Annotated in this window: 12 protein-coding genes and 3 rRNA genes; 10 read left to right on the top strand and 5 right to left on the bottom strand. The window is 63.1% G+C overall.

Annotated features, from left to right (window positions below; genetic code table 11):
- The first annotated feature begins 2 nt into the window (after positions 1 to 2).
- Positions 3 to 545 (top strand): DUF2771 domain-containing protein, encoded by a 543-nt coding sequence (locus CDOO_RS03900; protein ID WP_026159360.1) that lies wholly within the window; start codon positions 3 to 5, stop codon positions 543 to 545.
- Here the strand turns inward: CDOO_RS03900 and CDOO_RS03895 are convergent.
- A complete protein-coding gene (locus tag CDOO_RS03895) occupies positions 542 to 925 on the bottom strand; it encodes a cold-shock protein (RefSeq protein WP_026159361.1) in 384 nt (127 codons plus the stop codon). The genes CDOO_RS03900 and CDOO_RS03895 overlap by 4 nt on opposite strands.
- A 535-nt stretch (positions 926 to 1,460) precedes the next feature.
- Here CDOO_RS03895 and CDOO_RS03890 point away from each other — a divergent pair.
- Positions 1,461 to 2,075: a resuscitation-promoting factor Rpf1 domain-containing protein gene (locus CDOO_RS03890; protein WP_018021985.1), complete on the top strand. Its 615-nt coding sequence runs from the start codon at positions 1,461 to 1,463 to the stop codon at positions 2,073 to 2,075.
- Positions 2,076 to 2,160: 85 nt separating this feature from the next.
- Here the strand turns inward: CDOO_RS03890 and CDOO_RS03885 are convergent, their stop codons facing one another.
- Positions 2,161 to 2,358, bottom strand: a complete 198-nt coding sequence (locus CDOO_RS03885) for a hypothetical protein (protein WP_018021986.1) — start codon at positions 2,356 to 2,358, stop codon at positions 2,161 to 2,163.
- 64 nt (positions 2,359 to 2,422) lie between these two features.
- Here CDOO_RS03885 and CDOO_RS03880 point away from each other — a divergent pair, with 64 nt between their 5' ends.
- The 8 genes from CDOO_RS03880 (at position 2,423) to CDOO_RS03845 (ending at position 10,159) form a co-directional block, all read left to right on the top strand.
- Positions 2,423 to 4,627 (top strand): helicase-associated domain-containing protein, encoded by a 2,205-nt coding sequence (locus CDOO_RS03880; RefSeq protein WP_018021987.1) that lies wholly within the window; start codon positions 2,423 to 2,425, stop codon positions 4,625 to 4,627.
- Between the two features lie 33 nt (positions 4,628 to 4,660).
- Positions 4,661 to 4,930, top strand: coding sequence for a helix-turn-helix transcriptional regulator (locus tag CDOO_RS03875; RefSeq protein WP_026159362.1), 270 nt, complete (start codon positions 4,661 to 4,663; stop codon positions 4,928 to 4,930).
- Positions 4,927 to 5,436 (top strand): hypothetical protein, encoded by a 510-nt coding sequence (locus tag CDOO_RS03870; RefSeq protein ID WP_018021989.1) that lies wholly within the window; start codon positions 4,927 to 4,929, stop codon positions 5,434 to 5,436. Before CDOO_RS03875 ends, CDOO_RS03870 begins: the two co-directional genes overlap by 4 nt.
- Positions 5,436 to 6,317: an ABC transporter ATP-binding protein gene (locus CDOO_RS03865; protein WP_018021990.1), complete on the top strand. Its 882-nt coding sequence runs from the start codon at positions 5,436 to 5,438 to the stop codon at positions 6,315 to 6,317. The genes CDOO_RS03870 and CDOO_RS03865 overlap by 1 nt, the downstream gene beginning before the upstream one ends.
- On the top strand, positions 6,314 to 7,492 hold the full coding sequence (locus CDOO_RS03860) for an ABC transporter permease (RefSeq protein WP_018021991.1): 1,179 nt from the start codon (positions 6,314 to 6,316) through the stop codon (positions 7,490 to 7,492). Before CDOO_RS03865 ends, CDOO_RS03860 begins: the two co-directional genes overlap by 4 nt.
- 13 nt (positions 7,493 to 7,505) lie before the next feature.
- Positions 7,506 to 9,164 (top strand): DNA repair helicase XPB, encoded by a 1,659-nt coding sequence (locus CDOO_RS03855; protein WP_018021992.1) that lies wholly within the window; start codon positions 7,506 to 7,508, stop codon positions 9,162 to 9,164.
- Positions 9,165 to 9,174: 10 nt separating this feature from the next.
- Positions 9,175 to 9,822: a DUF3239 domain-containing protein gene (locus tag CDOO_RS03850; RefSeq protein ID WP_018021993.1), complete on the top strand. Its 648-nt coding sequence runs from the start codon at positions 9,175 to 9,177 to the stop codon at positions 9,820 to 9,822.
- A gap of 61 nt (positions 9,823 to 9,883) precedes the next feature.
- Positions 9,884 to 10,159, top strand: a complete 276-nt coding sequence (locus tag CDOO_RS03845; protein ID WP_018021994.1) for a pseudouridine synthase family protein — start codon at positions 9,884 to 9,886, stop codon at positions 10,157 to 10,159.
- Positions 10,160 to 10,273: 114 nt separating this feature from the next.
- On the opposite strand, the gene rrf is transcribed toward CDOO_RS03845, so the two are convergent.
- The 3 genes from rrf to CDOO_RS03830 form a co-directional block, all read right to left on the bottom strand.
- Positions 10,274 to 10,391, bottom strand: a 5S ribosomal RNA gene (gene rrf, locus CDOO_RS03840).
- Positions 10,392 to 10,562: 171 nt separating this feature from the next.
- Positions 10,563 to 13,654 (bottom strand): 23S ribosomal RNA (locus CDOO_RS03835).
- Positions 13,655 to 14,099: 445 nt separating this feature from the next.
- Positions 14,100 to 15,624, bottom strand: a 16S ribosomal RNA gene (locus tag CDOO_RS03830).
- Together the 16S, 23S and 5S rRNA genes form the textbook arrangement of a ribosomal RNA operon.
- Between the last annotated feature and the right edge of the window lie 322 nt (positions 15,625 to 15,946).

The raw sequence follows: 15,946 nt of genomic DNA, 5'->3' as shown, positions 1-15,946 counted from the left end.
CCATGGCTACCCGCAAAGAGGCGCGAAGAAAGTCCCTGCTCCAGATGCTGGCGCTCGTCGTTGTCGCGGCGGTCGTCATCGCTGTTGTTGTCCTGGCGCAGTCGTGGCTGCGCAACCGGCCCGACCCGGAGCCGGAGAACACCACGCTCACCGCCACGGTCGGTGACCGGGACTACGAGATCCATCCCTACCTCGTCGCGGAACCCGGGGTCGAGCCGGATGAGAATGACGTGCAGACCATCGAGGTCGGCGACGACGAGTCCCTCACCATCACGGTTCCGCAGCACGTCGCCGACCACGACTGGTCAGCCGTGCTCATCTACGACGATGTCGCCGCCAACGACGAGGTGCTCCACGGCCCGTCCGAGTCGGACACTCTCACCGTCCCGGGCTCGGTCGACCCGCTCGCGGAGCGGGCCGAACGGCCGAAGCTGGTGGTGGTGGAGATTCAGTCCGTACTCATCGGTCACAACGACGCAGGTGAGGAAGGGCCGTACACGACCGTGTGGTCGGTGGCGACCCAGAACGCCGAGGACGCGTCCTAGGCGTCGAGCTCCTTCGCCACCGCGCGGAGGATCTCCGCCACTTGGCGGGCCTCCTTGCGGTCGGGGTAACGACCGCTCGCCAGGGGCGGCTGGATCTGTGTCTCAATGACGGTGAGCACATCGGAGAGCATGCTGGCCAGCTCGTCGGGCTTGCGCTGGCTGGTGGAGCGGCGCTTGGGCGAATCAAGCACCTTCACCCGCAGGGCCTGCGGTCCGCGGCGGCCCGCGGCGAAGTCGAACTCGATGCGCTGGCCCTGCTCAAGCTCCTCGACCCCGTCGGGGAGGACGGACTTGTTGACATAGACATCCTCGTCTCCCGGGTTGGTGACAAAACCGAAACCCTTGTCCGCGTCGTACCACTTCACTTTGCCGATCGGCATGGAGACCACCACTTCCTCGTTCGTTCGCTCACGCGCATGAAAATGCCGCAAATATAAGGCTCCACTATACGCCGCACTTCGCCCTCTCCCCTAAAGGCCGTTGAGGGCAGAAACTTTAATCGTGACATAGATCACTCTCAACGTTTCGCCTGTTCACGGCGGTAGGTCCGGCTCGCACGGTGCACGTGTGACTCATGGTGTCGCCGCGCCGTGTCCGTAGCGTGACTATTTCGTTATAAACCGTTAGGGTCATCCGCGAGCACTTAGACCAGCCGGTGTCGGACTGTCCGCACCGAACCCTGTCCGGGACATCTCCTCTCGCGCCGGCTGGATCTGCAAGTTCAAGTGCACGTACCCCCAAGAAAACGACACAAGAACACATTCATATCGCGCGGACAGGGACGTGGTGAGCAACCGTCGGCCCGGGAGAACCCGGAACGGCGGCACAGCGCAGGAGAACTACCCCCGCTGACGCGGGATCCTCCTGCCGCCCGCTCCCCCGCGTAGGCGGGCGATTGACTGAAAGGAACCCCTCATGGGCCGTCACAACCGCAAGACCGCATCCACCCGCACCAAGCTCGTCGCTTCGACAGCCGCACTCGGTGCCGGCGCAGCGCTCCTGGCCGCTCCGATCGCCTCCGCGGCACCGGACTCCGACTGGGACCGCCTGGCACAGTGTGAGGCCGGCGGAAACTGGGCCATCAACACCGGTAACGGCTACCAGGGCGGCCTGCAGTTCTCCCCCTCCACCTGGTCCGCATACGGCGGCCAGGAGTTCGCCCCCACCGCCAACCTCGCGACCCGCGAGGAGCAGATCGTCGTCGGCGAGCGCACCCTTGCCGGCCAGGGCTGGGGCGCATGGCCCGCCTGCTCCGCCCGCCTCGGCCTGAACTCGGCCCCGACGCAGCGCACCGCGCCCGCTGCCACCCCGGCACCCGCTCCGGTCGCCCAGATCATCCAGGCCGCCGCGTCCGACGATCTTGCCGTCGACGCCCTGTACAACGTCGTCGCCGACACCCTCGGCCAGTACGGCATTGCCATCCCCGCCGAGGTGAAGACCGCGTACGAGGCGAACCGTCACGACGTCAACGCGTTCTACACCGCGAACCGTGGCGTCATCGACCAGGCTCTGGCCATGGCCAACCGCTAGGTTGACGCACACCCGGTAACACACAAGGGCGGGGCCACCAGGAGTTTTCCTGATGGCCCCGCCCTTTCGCTCTGGGTATCAGCCCTTAGCGGTTGATGCGCGTGTACGGGTGGACGTAACCGAGCTTCTCCGGGGGAATCGGGAGCTCCAGGTCATCGCCGTAGGGGCTGGCGGCACCGACGGTGCGCGACAGCGTCTCGGAGACGGGGTGGAACCCTTCGGGGACGTTCGTGGGCCAGGCCGGGTTATCCGCGCGACCGCCATGCTTTTCAACGTTAGCCATGTCCCCCATTCAACCAAACCTCGCAGCAAAACGTAACCTCACCGGGGTTAGACTCTCCCCCACGATGAGTTCCGATTCCTACCGCCGCTGGCTGGCTTCGCTAGACGACGCCCACCTGGCCACCCTCCTGCGTTCCCGGCCCGACACCGTGCTGCCGCCCCCGCCGGGGATAATCCCGCTGGCCGGGCGCCTCCAGCTGCGCGCCTCCGTGGCCCGGGCGCTTCGTCGCCTGTCCGCGCTGGACCTTGCCGTCATGGAGGTGGCGGCCGACCTCGGGGCCGAGCTCACCCCGGTGGATCGGGTAGCGGTCGTCGACTCTGTGGTTTCCCGGCTGGGGGTCCCGGTGGATCGGCGGATGGTGGAACGGGCCGTCGATACGCTCTATGACCACGGTATTTTCTACGGCGATCTTCAGCTGCTCACGGAGGCAATGCCCGCGCTGCCCACCGGATGGAGTCTGCTGGATGCCCGGCCGGCGGGAGACGTGGCCGCCGCCGTCGCGGAACTCCCCGAGGACCACCGCCGGGTCCTGCTGACCCTGGCCAGCGCGGGAGGGGTCGGCCACAGCCGCGACGCCGCCATCGACGCCGATCCCGCCCGTCCCATCCCCCGCCTCATCTCCGTCGGCCTGCTCGAGCGGGTCGACGCGCAGCATGTCCGCCTGCCCAGGGTCGTCGCCCAGATCCTGCGCGGACAGCAGCCTGCCCGCGTCCCGCTGACTCCCACGGATCACGACGCGGCGCCTGACCTGCAGGCGCAGGAGCGCACAGACGCGTCCGGCGCCGCCCAGGGCCTGGAATTCACCCGTCGAGTAGCGCGGCTCGTCGAGCACCTCGGCGCCCAGCCCGCGGCGCTGAACAAGGACGGCCGCCCCTCCGCCCGGTTGACCTCCACCCTGGCGAAGGCCCTGAACACCGACACCCGCGAGGCGGCACTGCTCGTCTCCCTCGGTGAGGCCGCCGGCCTGCTCGGGATGGGCCTGGCGGCGCACGTCCCCGAGCCCCTCGACGCCGACGCCAACTACCTCGCCCCCACCCGGGAGGCCGACGCCTGGCTGGAGTCGAGCCTCCCCGACAGGTGGGCACTGCTTATCGACGGCTGGTTAACCAGCACCTGGGCCCACTGGCACGAGGGCCGGCCGCTTTCGGGCGAGCTCCGCGTCGAGGCCCTTCCCGCCCGGCGTCGCCACGTGTTGGAACAGTTCTCCCGCCTGCCGCTCGGGGCGAGCCTGGGCGACGAGGAGGCGATTTCCGACACCCGTTTCACCGCGCCGCTGTTCACCGAGGCGCCGAGTGACGCGGAGATTTCGGCGCTGTGTGCCGAGGCCCGCGAGATCGGCGTCCTGGTCCGCGGCTCGGCCACCTCGGTGCTGCGCGCGCTGCTCGCTGGCGAGGACACCGCTGACGCCGCCCGGGAGCACGCCCCCGGCGAGGTCAGCCAGGTCATCGTGCAGGCGGACATGACCGTCATGGCCCCCGGCCCGCTGCCGGCGCGGCTGCAGCAGGAGCTGGAGCTCTTCGCCGAGCTGGAGACCCCCGGCCTGGCCAGCATGTACCGAGTCACCGAGGCCTCCGTCCGCCGGGCCCTCGACGCAGGGCGCTCGCCGGAGGATGTCACCGGCTGGCTCGAGGGCCACGCTCTCGGGGAGGTTCCCCAGGCAGTGGGTTACCTGGTCGCGGACGTGGCCCGGCGGCACGGCACCCTGCGCGGGGGTGTGGCCCTGAGCTACCTGCGCTGCACCGACGAGTCCGTACTCGCGGAGGTCCTGCGTTCCCCCGCCGCGGTGGAGGCGCAGTTGCGTGCGCTGGCACCGACGGTCGCGATCTCGCCGCGCCGGCTGGCCGCGGTCATGGACGTGCTGCGCCGGGCGGGATTCCAGCCCGTGGCCGAGGACGACGCCGGTATCTCGGTGGACGTGCGCCCGGAACCGGCGCGTGTGTTCTCCTCGCCCCGCGGCAGAACTCAACGCGCTGCTCCCACAGTGGACGACAGCCGGATCGCTGCCGCCGTCGCCGCCATCCGCCGCAACGAGAGCTCGGGATCTACGGAACCCGCCGACGAGCCGGACGATCACGTGGCCGTCCTGCAGGCCGCGGCCAGGGCCCGCCGACCCGTCACCATCGCCGCCGTGGACAAGGCCGGACGGGCGCTGAGCGCGACCGTGAAGCCGCTGACCGTCTCGGGCGGGCAGGTCGATGCCATCGACGAAAGCACCGGTCAGGTGCACCGTTTCCTGGTCCACCGGATCACCAGTGTTTCCCTGAACTAGACAGATCCTTGGGTTTATGCAACACTTTGTCGCATGTCCCCAAAGAAACTTCCCAAAAACCCGATCCATAATCGGGTCCGCGTGCTGCGCGTCGAACGGGACATGTCACGTGCGCAGCTCGCCGAACTCATCGACGTCAACCCCCAGACCATCGGCGCACTCGAGCGCGGTGACCACTCCCCCAGCCTCGACCTGGCCTTCCGCATCTGCGAGGTCTTTGACCTGCCGGTCGAGGCGGTCTTCTCGCGCACGGAGTTTCTGCCGATGTCCACCGAACTCCACGCCAAAGGAGCACGAGCATGACCAATCTGCAACATCGACTCTGGCACACCATCGACGAAGCACCCACGCCCCGCTGGGCGGAGCGGTGGCGCACCCCGGAGCGCACCCGCGCCCTGGTCATCGCCTACTTCTTCTTTCTCGCCCTGAGCCTCCTCATGGAGATCGGGATCTTCCTCTCCTTCCACTTCATGTGGCCGCTCCTGGTCGCCATGGCCTGCGCAATGGGATCCTGGACCATGCTGCGCAACACCATCGGTGCCAAGGACATGGCACCGCGCCACGCGCGCGACGACTACGAGAACCAGGTACTTGACCAGTGGCGCTCGCGGGCGCTGACGCTACTCAACGCCCTGCTCATCGTCGGCGCCGTAGCTTCAATCCTCATCGGCACGATCATGGGTGAGCAGATCCGTACCGCGATCTTTGCCACCGCGACCGGCATCTATCTCCTCTTCACCTACCTCGCCGTGAGCACCCTTCCGGCGGTGGGTTTCGCCCTCACCTTCAACCGCCCGACGGAGGACTAATGCCTGCGCTGCACATTGACCACCTGAACAAGACCTTCGGCGACACACGCGCCCTGACCGACATGACCTTTTCTGTCCGCGAGGGCGAGATGTACGGATTCGTCGGCTCCAACGGTGCCGGGAAATCCACCACCATGCGCATCGCCCTCGGCGTGCTCAGCGCCGATTCCGGCGAGGTCCGCCTCGGCGACACCCCGCTCAACGACGACCTCCGCCGCCGCATCGGCTACATGCCCGAGGAGCGCGGCCTGTACAACAAGGAGAAGATCGGCGACCAGCTGGCCTTCCTCGGTCGCCTCCACGGCATGACGGCCCCGGCCGCGAAGAAGTCCGCGGAGGATCTGCTCGAGCGCCTGGGTCTCACCGAGCGCATCGGCGACAAACTCTCCGACCTCTCCCTGGGCAACCAGCAGCGTGTCCAGCTCGCGGCCTCGCTCATCCACGACCCGGAGCTGCTCATCCTCGACGAACCCTTCTCCGGCCTCGACCCCGTCGCCGTGAGTGTCATGAGCGACATGCTCGTGGAGAAGGCCCGCACCGGGGTCCCGGTGGTGTTCTCCTCCCACCAGCTCGACCTGGTCCAGCGCCTCTGCGACCGCGTCGGCATCGTCTCCCACGGCTCGATGATCGCCGAGGGCACCGTCGACGAGCTGCGCTCCGGCGGCCCCGTGCGCTACGAGGTTCACACCACCGCGCGCGACTGGTACCCCGAGGGGACATCACTAATCGACGTCCTCCCCAACCGAGTCGTGCTGGAGGCCGACTCCACCGATCGCGACCAGGAGATCCTCCACGCCGCGCTGGCGGCCGGGCCCGTCCATTCCTTCTCCCGCCAGGTCCCCAACCTCGACGACATCTTCCAGGAAGTGGTGCAGCGATGAGCTATTCCTCCACGAACACGATCACCACGGTAGCCAAACGCGAGATCGCGGTGGCCGCCAAGAACAAGGGGATGATCATCTCGCTGGCCATCACCCTGCTGGTCATCGTCGGCGGCATCGGTGCCCTGGCATATTTCAGCGACAGAGGCGAGGACGCCGCCGCTCCCCGCATCGCCGCCACCGAACCCGCCGTCCTTGAGGGCACGGGCGCCGAGGTCTCGCAGGTGGCGGACCGCGGCGAGGCCGAATCCGCCCTGCGCGACGATGACGCTGACGCGGCCCTCGTGCCCGGGGAGAACGGCTGGGAGCTGCTCACGGACGGGTCGGCATCGGCGTCGATAAGCTCCCTGGCCTCCCAGGCCGTCTCCACCTACGAGACCACCCACGCACTGGAGGCCGTGGGCGTGACGCCGGGCGACTTCGCGGCGGCGCTGGGCTCCACGGACGTCACCCCGGTGGACATCTCCGACGACGGCGCAGCCCCCGAGGGCGAGACCGCCAGCGTGCTGGCCGCGCTCGCCGGCACCATGATCCTGGTGTTTTCCATCATCTCCTTCGCGGCCACCATCGGCTCCCGGGTCACCGAGGAGAAGTCCTCGCGGGTCGTGGAACTCATTCTCTCCACGGTCCGTCCGATGGACTTCCTGGCGGGCAAGATCATCGGCAACGTCATCTTCGGATTTGTATGCACGACGATCTGGCTGGCCGCCGGGGCGATCACACTCTCGGCGTCGGGGTTGGTGGAGGGGATCGAGTTCTCCTGGGCGATCCTGCCGATTCTGCTGGTGTCGTTTGTCCTGGGCATGGTGTTCTTCGGATCGCTCTACGCCGCGGCCGGGGCGATGGTGCAGCGCACCGAGGACCTGCAGTCCACGCAGCTTCCCATCATGTTGGTCGTCTTCGCCGTCATGTACGTGCCGCTGTTCGGCTGGACCAGCGTCGACGCGACGTGGATGCAGGTCATGGCGTGGATCCCGCCGTTCTCCATCAGCACGGCCCCTCTGCAGTACGCCGCGGGCAACATGAGCCTCGGCGAGTTCGGACTGTCCATGCTCCTCATGGCGGTCGTCACCGCGCTGACCATATGGCTGGTCGCCCGCATCTACCGGGCGTCCATCCTCAACAACGGTCGGAAGCTCACCTGGATGAAGGCTCTGCGCGCACGTCCGGCGTAAACTTGCGGGCCTTATGACTTTTGGTGATGGCCCCCTGATCGTCCAGTCGGACAAGACCGTGCTCCTCGAGGTCGACCACCCGTCGGCCGCCGAGGCCCGCGCCGCGCTGGCCCCCTTCGCCGAGCTCGAGCGCGCCCCGGAGCACGTGCACACGTACCGCATCACCCCGCTGGCGCTCTGGAACGCCCGCGCCGCCGGCCACGACGCCGAGCAGGCCGTGGACGTGCTGGAGCGTTACTCACGTTTCCCGGTGCCGCAGGCCCTGCTCATCGACGTCGCGGAGACCATGGGCCGCTACGGCCGCGTGCGAATCCTCAAACATCCTGCGCACGGACTCGTGCTGGAGACGGACGAGAAACCCGTGCTCGAAGAGCTCGTGCGCCACAAGAAACTCCGGGACATGCTCGGTGAGCGTATCGATGACCGCACCATCATCGTCTTCCCCTCCGCCCGCGGCCGGCTCAAGCAGGAACTCATCAAGGTCTCCTGGCCCGCCGAGGACCTCGCGGGTTACGTCGACGGCGAGGCGCACCCCATCGCCCTGTCCACCGAGAACACCGACTGGAGCATGCGCGACTACCAGCAGTACGCGGCGGACTCTTTCTGGGAGGGCGGATCCGGCGTGGTGGTCCTCCCCTGCGGCGCGGGCAAGACCATCGTCGGCGCGGCAGCGATGGCCAGGGCACAGGCCACCACGCTCATCCTGGTGACCAACACGGTGGCCGGCCGGCAATGGCGCGACGAGCTCATCCGCCGCACCACCCTCACTGCCGAGGAGATCGGCGACTACTCCGGCGAACGCAAGGAGATCAAGCCGGTCACCATCGCCACATACCAGGTGGTCACCCGCAAGACGAAGGGTGAATACCGGGCCCTCGAACTTTTCGATTCCCGCGACTGGGGCCTCATCATCTACGACGAGGTCCACCTCCTGCCCGCCCCGGTCTTCCGCATGACCTCGGACCTGCAGTCGCGCCGGCGCCTGGGCCTGACCGCCACCCTCGTGCGTGAGGACGGCCGCGAGGAAGACGTCTTCTCCCTCATCGGCCCCAAGCGTTACGACGCCCCCTGGAAAGAACTCGAGATGGCCGGCTACATCGCCACCGCCGAATGCGTCGAGGTGCGCACCACCATGACCGACGCGGAACGCATGGTCTACGCCACCGCCGAGACCCGCGACCGGTACCGCGTCGCGGCGACGTCGGTGAGCAAGCACCGCGTCGTCGATAAGCTCCTCACACGCCACGAGGGCGAGCAGATCCTCGTCATCGGCGCGTACATCGAGCAGCTGGAGGATATCGCCGCCCACATCGGGGCGCCGCTTATCGACGGCTCCTCCACCACCCGCGCACGCGAGGAGGCGTTCGATTCCTTCCGCTCCGGCGACACCAAGGTCCTGGTGGTGTCCAAGGTGGCCAACTTCTCCATCGACCTCCCCGAGGCGGGCGTGGCCATCCAGATCTCCGGCACCTTCGGATCCCGACAGGAGGAGGCGCAGCGCCTCGGCCGGTTGCTACGTCCCAAGGCGTCCGGGAGCCAGGCGCACTTCTACACCCTCGTGTCCCGGGACTCCCTCGACACCGAATATGCCGCCCACCGGCAGCGCTTCCTCGCCGAGCAGGGGTACGCCTACCGCATCGTCGACGCTTCGGACATCGATCAGCTCCAGTAGAGTTGCCGCAATGAAGATCTTCAAGTTCGACGTCGACGAGCCCTTCGCCCGAAAACACAACGAGATGATCCGCGACACCCGCCGCGTCCGCGCCGGCGGCATCGGACTGGGAGTGCTGGTGGTCATCGCCGGCGCACTCGCCTACTTCTTCCTGGCCCACCGGGCGGTGTGGGGGCTGATGATCCTCCTCGTTGCCATCGCGCTGGGCATCACGTTCGCGGTGGTCGGTCTCGTGGTGGCAAAGAGGTTCAAAAAAGTTCAGCCGCTCTACGACGCCTACCCGCTCGTCCCCGCCGTCATCGCGGAGGTCAACGAACGGGACTTCATGCTGCTGGCGCTGGTGAACACCAACGTCGATCCCGACGCAGCTCCCCGTTGGGGCCTGGCGCTGCGCAACATCACCCACATCCCGGGGATCAAGAACCCGAAAGTGGGCATGAAGGTGCCCGCGGCCGCAGTGCTGGGCCGGCGGGACACGAGGGAGCAACACCACTGGCAGGAGGTGACCCCGATGCCGATCGGCTGGGGCACCCCGGACCAGGATGTGGTGGACATCGCCCGCAGGTCCATCCCTCAGTCCGAGTGGGATCGACTCGAACGCGAGCGCCGTCGACTCGATGACGTCAAGGCCACGCAGAACAACCTGCTGGTTCTCTAAACCCCCTCAGAACCTCGAACGGGGCCGCCTCCTCTGGAGGCGGCCCCGTTCTGCTGTCTGTGTGGTTCCGCTTGGCGACGACGAACACCGTCTCCTCGAATCCCACCACGGCAGCCAGCCACCGCTCGCGCGGTACGTGCTGAGCCCGCAGACCGGGAAGACCCACCAGCTCCGCCTGCACATGCACCTCGCCGGGGCGCCCATCCTCGGCGACAACGCCTATCCCGCTCCCCTGCCCGCAGCGCAGGAGGACTTCCACAGGCCGCTACGCCTGAGCGCCACGCAGCTCAGCTTCCGGGACCCCTTCACCCACGACTTCCGGACGTTTCGCCTCTGAGGCGCAACGGCATTCGGGCATGGGTGAAGGGCCTGTGGCCCACCCCCGAAGATTCTCATCCTCTCTGGGGTGGCCCACAGGCCCTCACACTTTTATGTAGTTGTTGTTGTTTTAGGTCGGCGGCAACTTACTCTCCCACACCCTCCCGGGTGCAGTACCATCAGCGCGGGCAGGCTTAGCTTCCGGGTTCGGAACGGGACCGGGCGTTTCCCTGCCGCTATCAACCACCGACACACACATGGAACACCACCCCAAAGGGGGTGGTCACCATGAACCACACGTGTGTCGTGTCAGACACTGCATAATGAACGCGAGCATATAATTTTCTTCTGTTCCCATTTACTTGGGAATCTCAGTGCGTGCAGCAGAACCACCCACCACCACGTGGTGGGCATAATCGTTTGTTGTGTTTGAAGTCGGTGCATTAGTACCAGTCACCTCCATGGGTTACCCCACGTCCAGATCTGGCCTATCAACCCCATCATCTATAGGGGACCTCAAAAGAAACCTCATCTCAGAACAGGCTTCCCGCTTAGATGCTTTCAGCGGTTATCCCTTCCGTACGTAGCCAACCAGCAATGCCCCTGGCGGAACAACTGGCACACTAGAGGTACGTCCGTCCCGGTCCTCTCGTACTAGGGACAGCCTTCTTCAAGTTTCCACGCGCGCGGCGGATAGAGACCGAACTGTCTCACGACGTTCTGAACCCAGCTCGCGTGCCGCTTTAATGGGCGAACAGCCCAACCCTTGGGACCTACTCCAGCCCCAGGATGCGACGAGCCGACATCGAGGTGCCAAACCATCCCGTCGATATGGACTCTTGGGGAAGATCAGCCTGTTATCCCCGGGGTACCTTTTATCCGTTGAGCGACACCACATCCACTAGTAGGTGCCGGATCACTAGTCCCGACTTTCGTCCCTGCTCGACCTGTACGTCTCGCAGTCAAGCTCCCTTGTGCACTTACACTCAACACCTGATTGCCAACCAGGCTGAGGGAACCTTTGGGCGCCTCCGTTACATTTTGGGAGGCAACCGCCCCAGTTAAACTACCCACCAGGCACTGTCCCCAACCCAGATCATGGGCCAAGGTTCAGGTATCCAATCCGATCAGAGTGGTATTTCAACAACGACTCCACCACCACTGGCGTGATGATCTCACAGTCTCCCACCTATCCTACACAAACCGAACCGAACACCAATACCAAGCTATAGTGAAGGTCCCGGGGTCTTTTCGTCCTGCCGCGCGAAACGAGCATCTTTACTCGTACTGCAATTTCACCGGGCCTGTGGTTGAGACAGCAGGGAAGTCGTTACGCCATTCGTGCAGGTCGGAACTTACCCGACAAGGAATTTCGCTACCTTAGGATGGTTATAGTTACCACCGCCGTTTACTGGGGCTTAAATTCTCAGCTTCGAACACCACAAGGGTGTCCTAACCGGTCCTCTTAACCTTCCAGCACCGGGCAGGCGTCAGTCCGTATACATCAACTTCAACGTTTTCGCACGGACCTGTGTTTTTGATAAACAGTCGCTTCCCTCTATTCTCTGCGACCACCACCAGCTACCAGCCGTCAAGACTGTCACCAGCAATGGCACCCCTTCTCCCGAAGTTACGGGGTCATTTTGCCGAGTTCCTTAACCACAGTTCACCCGACCGCCTTAGTATTCTCTACCTGACTACCTGTGTCGGTTTCGGGTACGGGCCATATGTGCACATCGCTAGAGGCTTTTCTCGACAGCACGGGATCACCAACATCAGACACTAGGTCCTACGCATCACGCCTCAGCCTTGATGGTGTGCGGCTTTACCTACACACCGGCCTGCACGCTTGCACCACAATCCACTAAGTGGCTCGGCTACCCTCCTGCGTCACCCCATCACTTGGCTACTACCGGATCAGGCCCCACGCACGCACACCACCTGCCCCACCCGAAGGCGGGGCTTGGCGGTGATTATGGGTGGTTAGTATCCCCGATTCACCATGGTCGCACACATACGGGTACGGGAATATCAACCCGTTATCCATCGACTACGCCTGTCGGCCTCGCCTTAGGCCCCGACTCACCCTGGGAAGACGAACTTGACCCAGGAACCCTTAGTCATCCGGCGGTAAGGATTCTCACCTTACACTCGTTACTCATGCCTGCATTCTCACTCGCACACAGTCCACCCGCCCTCACGGTCAGGCTTCACCCCATGCACGACGCTCCCCTACCCATCACACCTTTGGTGTGATGCCGCGGCTTCGGCGGTGTACTTGAGCCCCACTACATTGTCGGCGCACAACCACTCGACCAGTGAGCTATTACGCACTCTTTCAAGGGTGGCTGCTTCTAAGCCAACCTCCTGGCTGTCTTCGCGATCACACATCCTTTTCCACTTAGTACACCCTTAGGGGCCTTAGCCGGCGATCTGGGCTGTTTCCCTCTCGACCATGAAGCTTATCCCCCACAGTCTCACTGCCGTACAACACTTACACCGGCATTCGGAGTTTGGCTGACATTGCTAAGATGGTAGTCCCGCTCAATCAACCAGTAGCTCTACCTCCGGCAAGCTCATACGACGCTGCACCTAAATGCATTTCGGGGAGAACCAGCTATCACGGAGTTTGATTGGCCTTTCACCCCTACCCACAACTCATCCCCTCAGTTTTCAACCTAAGTGGGTTCGCGCCTCCACAACCTCTTACAGCTGCTTCACACTGGCCATGGGTAGATCACTCCGCTTCGGGTCCAGGACATGCCACTCAAACACACTAATTAGTATTCGCTTTCGCTACGACTACCCCACAACGGGTTAACCTCGCGACATGCCGCTGACTCGCAGGCTCATTCTTCAAAAGGCACGCCATCACACACAAGAGGTGCTCTGACGGATTGTAAGCACATGGTTTCAGGAACTATTTCACTCCCCTCCCGGGGTACTTTTCACCATTCCCTCACGGTACTAATCCGCTATCGGTCACACTGAGTATTTAGGCTTACCGGGTGGTCCCGGCAGATTCACAGCAGATTCCACGAGCCCGCTGCTACTCGGGTAAACACCAACCCCCCACACCTGGCCTTCATGTACGGGACTCTCACCCTGTTTCGTGGGCCATCCCAGACCACTTCCACTAACCACGCGCAAAAAAAGGGCACACCGTCGGGTAACCGGTGAACAATGCTCCCCACAACACCACGCATGCAACCCCTACCCAGGTATCACACACACGCGGTTTAGCCTGATCCACGTTCGCTCGCCGCTACTAGCGGAATCATTGTTATTTTCTCTTCCTACGGGTACTGAGATGTTTCACTTCCCCGCGTAACCCCCGAACCACTATGAATTCATGGAACGGTGACACCCCATAACAGGTGCCGGGTTTCCCCATTCGGACATCCTCGGATCAACGCTCAGTTGGCAACTCCCCGAGGCATAACGCAGCCTCACACGTCCTTCATCGGCTCAGCATGCCAAGGCATCCACCATGCGCCCTTAACGAACAAACACAAACTGTTCGGGCAAACACACACAAAAAACACAAAAGAACAGAAAAAACACACACCAACCACACCCACCACCCTCAGGTGGCAGGTGCCAATCAATGAAATGCTCGCGTCCACTATACAGTTCTCACACAACACACCACACCAGCACACAACCACCCACAGACGACAAACGCCTGCACAATGATGATCATCCACCAGTCATGGTCCACGGGAACACAAAACGTGTTGTCCCAGACACCCGACAGCATGCCAACGCACCGATCAAACTACTTGTTTCCTCACACCACCCAGGGCAGGCACACCACACACGGTCAGAACCGTTCGTGAAGCTTCCACTGCCAGATAAAACCTGTGGCAGGTGCACACTCGGCAACCTCAACCACACCCCACACCAGCCGGGAAACTACCCGACCCATGGGGAAAAAACTATTCCAAAAATCTCCTTAGAAAGGAGGTGATCCAGCCGCACCTTCCGGTACGGCTACCTTGTTACGACTTCGTCCCAATCGCCGATCCCACCTTCGACCACTCCCCCCAGTAAACTGGTTGGGCCATGGGCTTCGGGTGTTACCAACTTTCATGACGTGACGGGCGGTGTGTACAAGGCCCGGGAACGTATTCACCGCAGCGTTGCTGATCTACGATTACTAGCGACTCCGACTTCATGGGGTCGAGTTGCAGACCCCAATCCGAACTAAGGCCGGCTTTAAGGATTAGCTGAACATCACTGCATCGCAACCTGTTGTACCGACCATTGTAGCATGTGTGAAGCCCTGGACATAAGGGGCATGATGATTTGACGTCATCCCCACCTTCCTCCGAGTTAACCCCGGCAGTCTCTCATGAGTCCCCACCATCACGTGCTGGCAACATAAGACAAGGGTTGCGCTCGTTGCGGGACTTAACCCAACATCTCACGACACGAGCTGACGACAACCATGCACCACCTGTACACCGACCACAAAGGGAAAGACCATCTCTGGCCCGGTCCGGTGTATGTCAAGCCCAGGTAAGGTTCTTCGCGTTGCATCGAATTAATCCACATGCTCCGCCGCTTGTGCGGGCCCCCGTCAATTCCTTTGAGTTTTAGCCTTGCGGCCGTACTCCCCAGGCGGGGCGCTTAATGCGTTAGCTACGGCACAGAAGACGTGGAAGCCCCCTACACCTAGCGCCCACCGTTTACGGCATGGACTACCAGGGTATCTAATCCTGTTCGCTACCCATGCTTTCGCTCCTCAGCGTCAGTAACTGCCCAGAGACCTGCCTTCGCCATCGGTGTTCCTCCTGATATCTGCGCATTTCACCGCTACACCAGGAATTCCAGTCTCCCCTACAGCACTCAAGTTATGCCCGTATCGCCTGCCCATCCGGAGTTGAGCCCCGGAATTTCACAGACGACGCGACAAACCACCTACGAGCTCTTTACGCCCAGTAATTCCGGACAACGCTCGCACCCTACGTATTACCGCGGCTGCTGGCACGTAGTTAGCCGGTGCTTCTTATCCAGGTACCGTCACCCCGAAGGGCTTCGTCCCTGACGAAAGGAGTTTACAACCCGAAGGCCGTCATCCCCCACGCGGCGTCGCTGCATCAGGCTTTCGCCCATTGTGCAATATTCCCCACTGCTGCCTCCCGTAGGAGTCTGGGCCGTATCTCAGTCCCAATGTGTCCGTACACCCTCTCAGGCCGGATACCCGTCGACGCCTTGGTAGGCCATTACCCCACCAACAAGCTGATAGGCCGCAGGCTCATCTCGTACCGAAAAAACTTTCCACCACACCCTTACGATGCAGTCCTATCCGGTATTAGACCCAGTTTCCCAGGCTTATCCCGAAGTACGAGGCAGATCACCCACGTGTTACTCACCCGTTCGCCACTAATCCACCCAGCAAGCTAGGCATCATCGTTCGACTTGCATGTGTTAAGCACGCCGCCAGCGTTCATCCTGAGCCAGGATCAAACTCTCCACAAAAGAATGCAGAAACATTCAGACGCATCAAAGAGTCCAAACAACTGACAAAAAACAATCAAAAAACAAACATGAACCACCAAACATGATCCACGCCCACAATCCACGCAGGGATGAATCGACGAGACAAACCCCCACACGAACCGCTACACCACACCCCAGCCCACAAACGCAGACCAGAGGTGACAGGCGCATCACAGAACATGATCAACCATCCATGTATCACCAACCACCAACCAAACCCCGTGACAGAAGGGACAACATCAGCCGGTGGGGCAACCCACGAACAAAAAGGTCAACCACACGCCATGCACCCACCCCACAC

It is taken from the genome of Corynebacterium doosanense CAU 212 = DSM 45436 (assembly GCF_000767055.1).
In the GTDB taxonomy this organism is placed as follows: Bacteria; Actinomycetota; Actinomycetes; order Mycobacteriales; family Mycobacteriaceae; genus Corynebacterium; species Corynebacterium doosanense.
Note: the sequence above shows the minus strand (reverse complement) of the source record. Positions and strands in the feature narration are given on the sequence as shown.

Coding starts and splice junctions, on each gene's coding strand:
- CDOO_RS03855 (WP_018021992.1), top strand. CDS start 7,506: ATGACTTTTGGTGATGGCCCCCTGATCGTCCAGTCGGACAAGACCGTG.
- CDOO_RS03875 (WP_026159362.1), top strand. CDS start 4,661: ATGTCCCCAAAGAAACTTCCCAAAAACCCGATCCATAATCGGGTCCGC.
- CDOO_RS03860 (WP_018021991.1), top strand. CDS start 6,314: ATGAGCTATTCCTCCACGAACACGATCACCACGGTAGCCAAACGCGAG.
- CDOO_RS03865 (WP_018021990.1), top strand. CDS start 5,436: ATGCCTGCGCTGCACATTGACCACCTGAACAAGACCTTCGGCGACACA.
- CDOO_RS03900 (WP_026159360.1), top strand. CDS start 3: ATGGCTACCCGCAAAGAGGCGCGAAGAAAGTCCCTGCTCCAGATGCTG.
- CDOO_RS03895 (WP_026159361.1), bottom strand. CDS start 925: ATGCCGATCGGCAAAGTGAAGTGGTACGACGCGGACAAGGGTTTCGGT.
- CDOO_RS03880 (WP_018021987.1), top strand. CDS start 2,423: ATGAGTTCCGATTCCTACCGCCGCTGGCTGGCTTCGCTAGACGACGCC.
- CDOO_RS03870 (WP_018021989.1), top strand. CDS start 4,927: ATGACCAATCTGCAACATCGACTCTGGCACACCATCGACGAAGCACCC.
- CDOO_RS03890 (WP_018021985.1), top strand. CDS start 1,461: ATGGGCCGTCACAACCGCAAGACCGCATCCACCCGCACCAAGCTCGTC.
- CDOO_RS03885 (WP_018021986.1), bottom strand. CDS start 2,358: ATGGCTAACGTTGAAAAGCATGGCGGTCGCGCGGATAACCCGGCCTGG.
- CDOO_RS03850 (WP_018021993.1), top strand. CDS start 9,175: ATGAAGATCTTCAAGTTCGACGTCGACGAGCCCTTCGCCCGAAAACAC.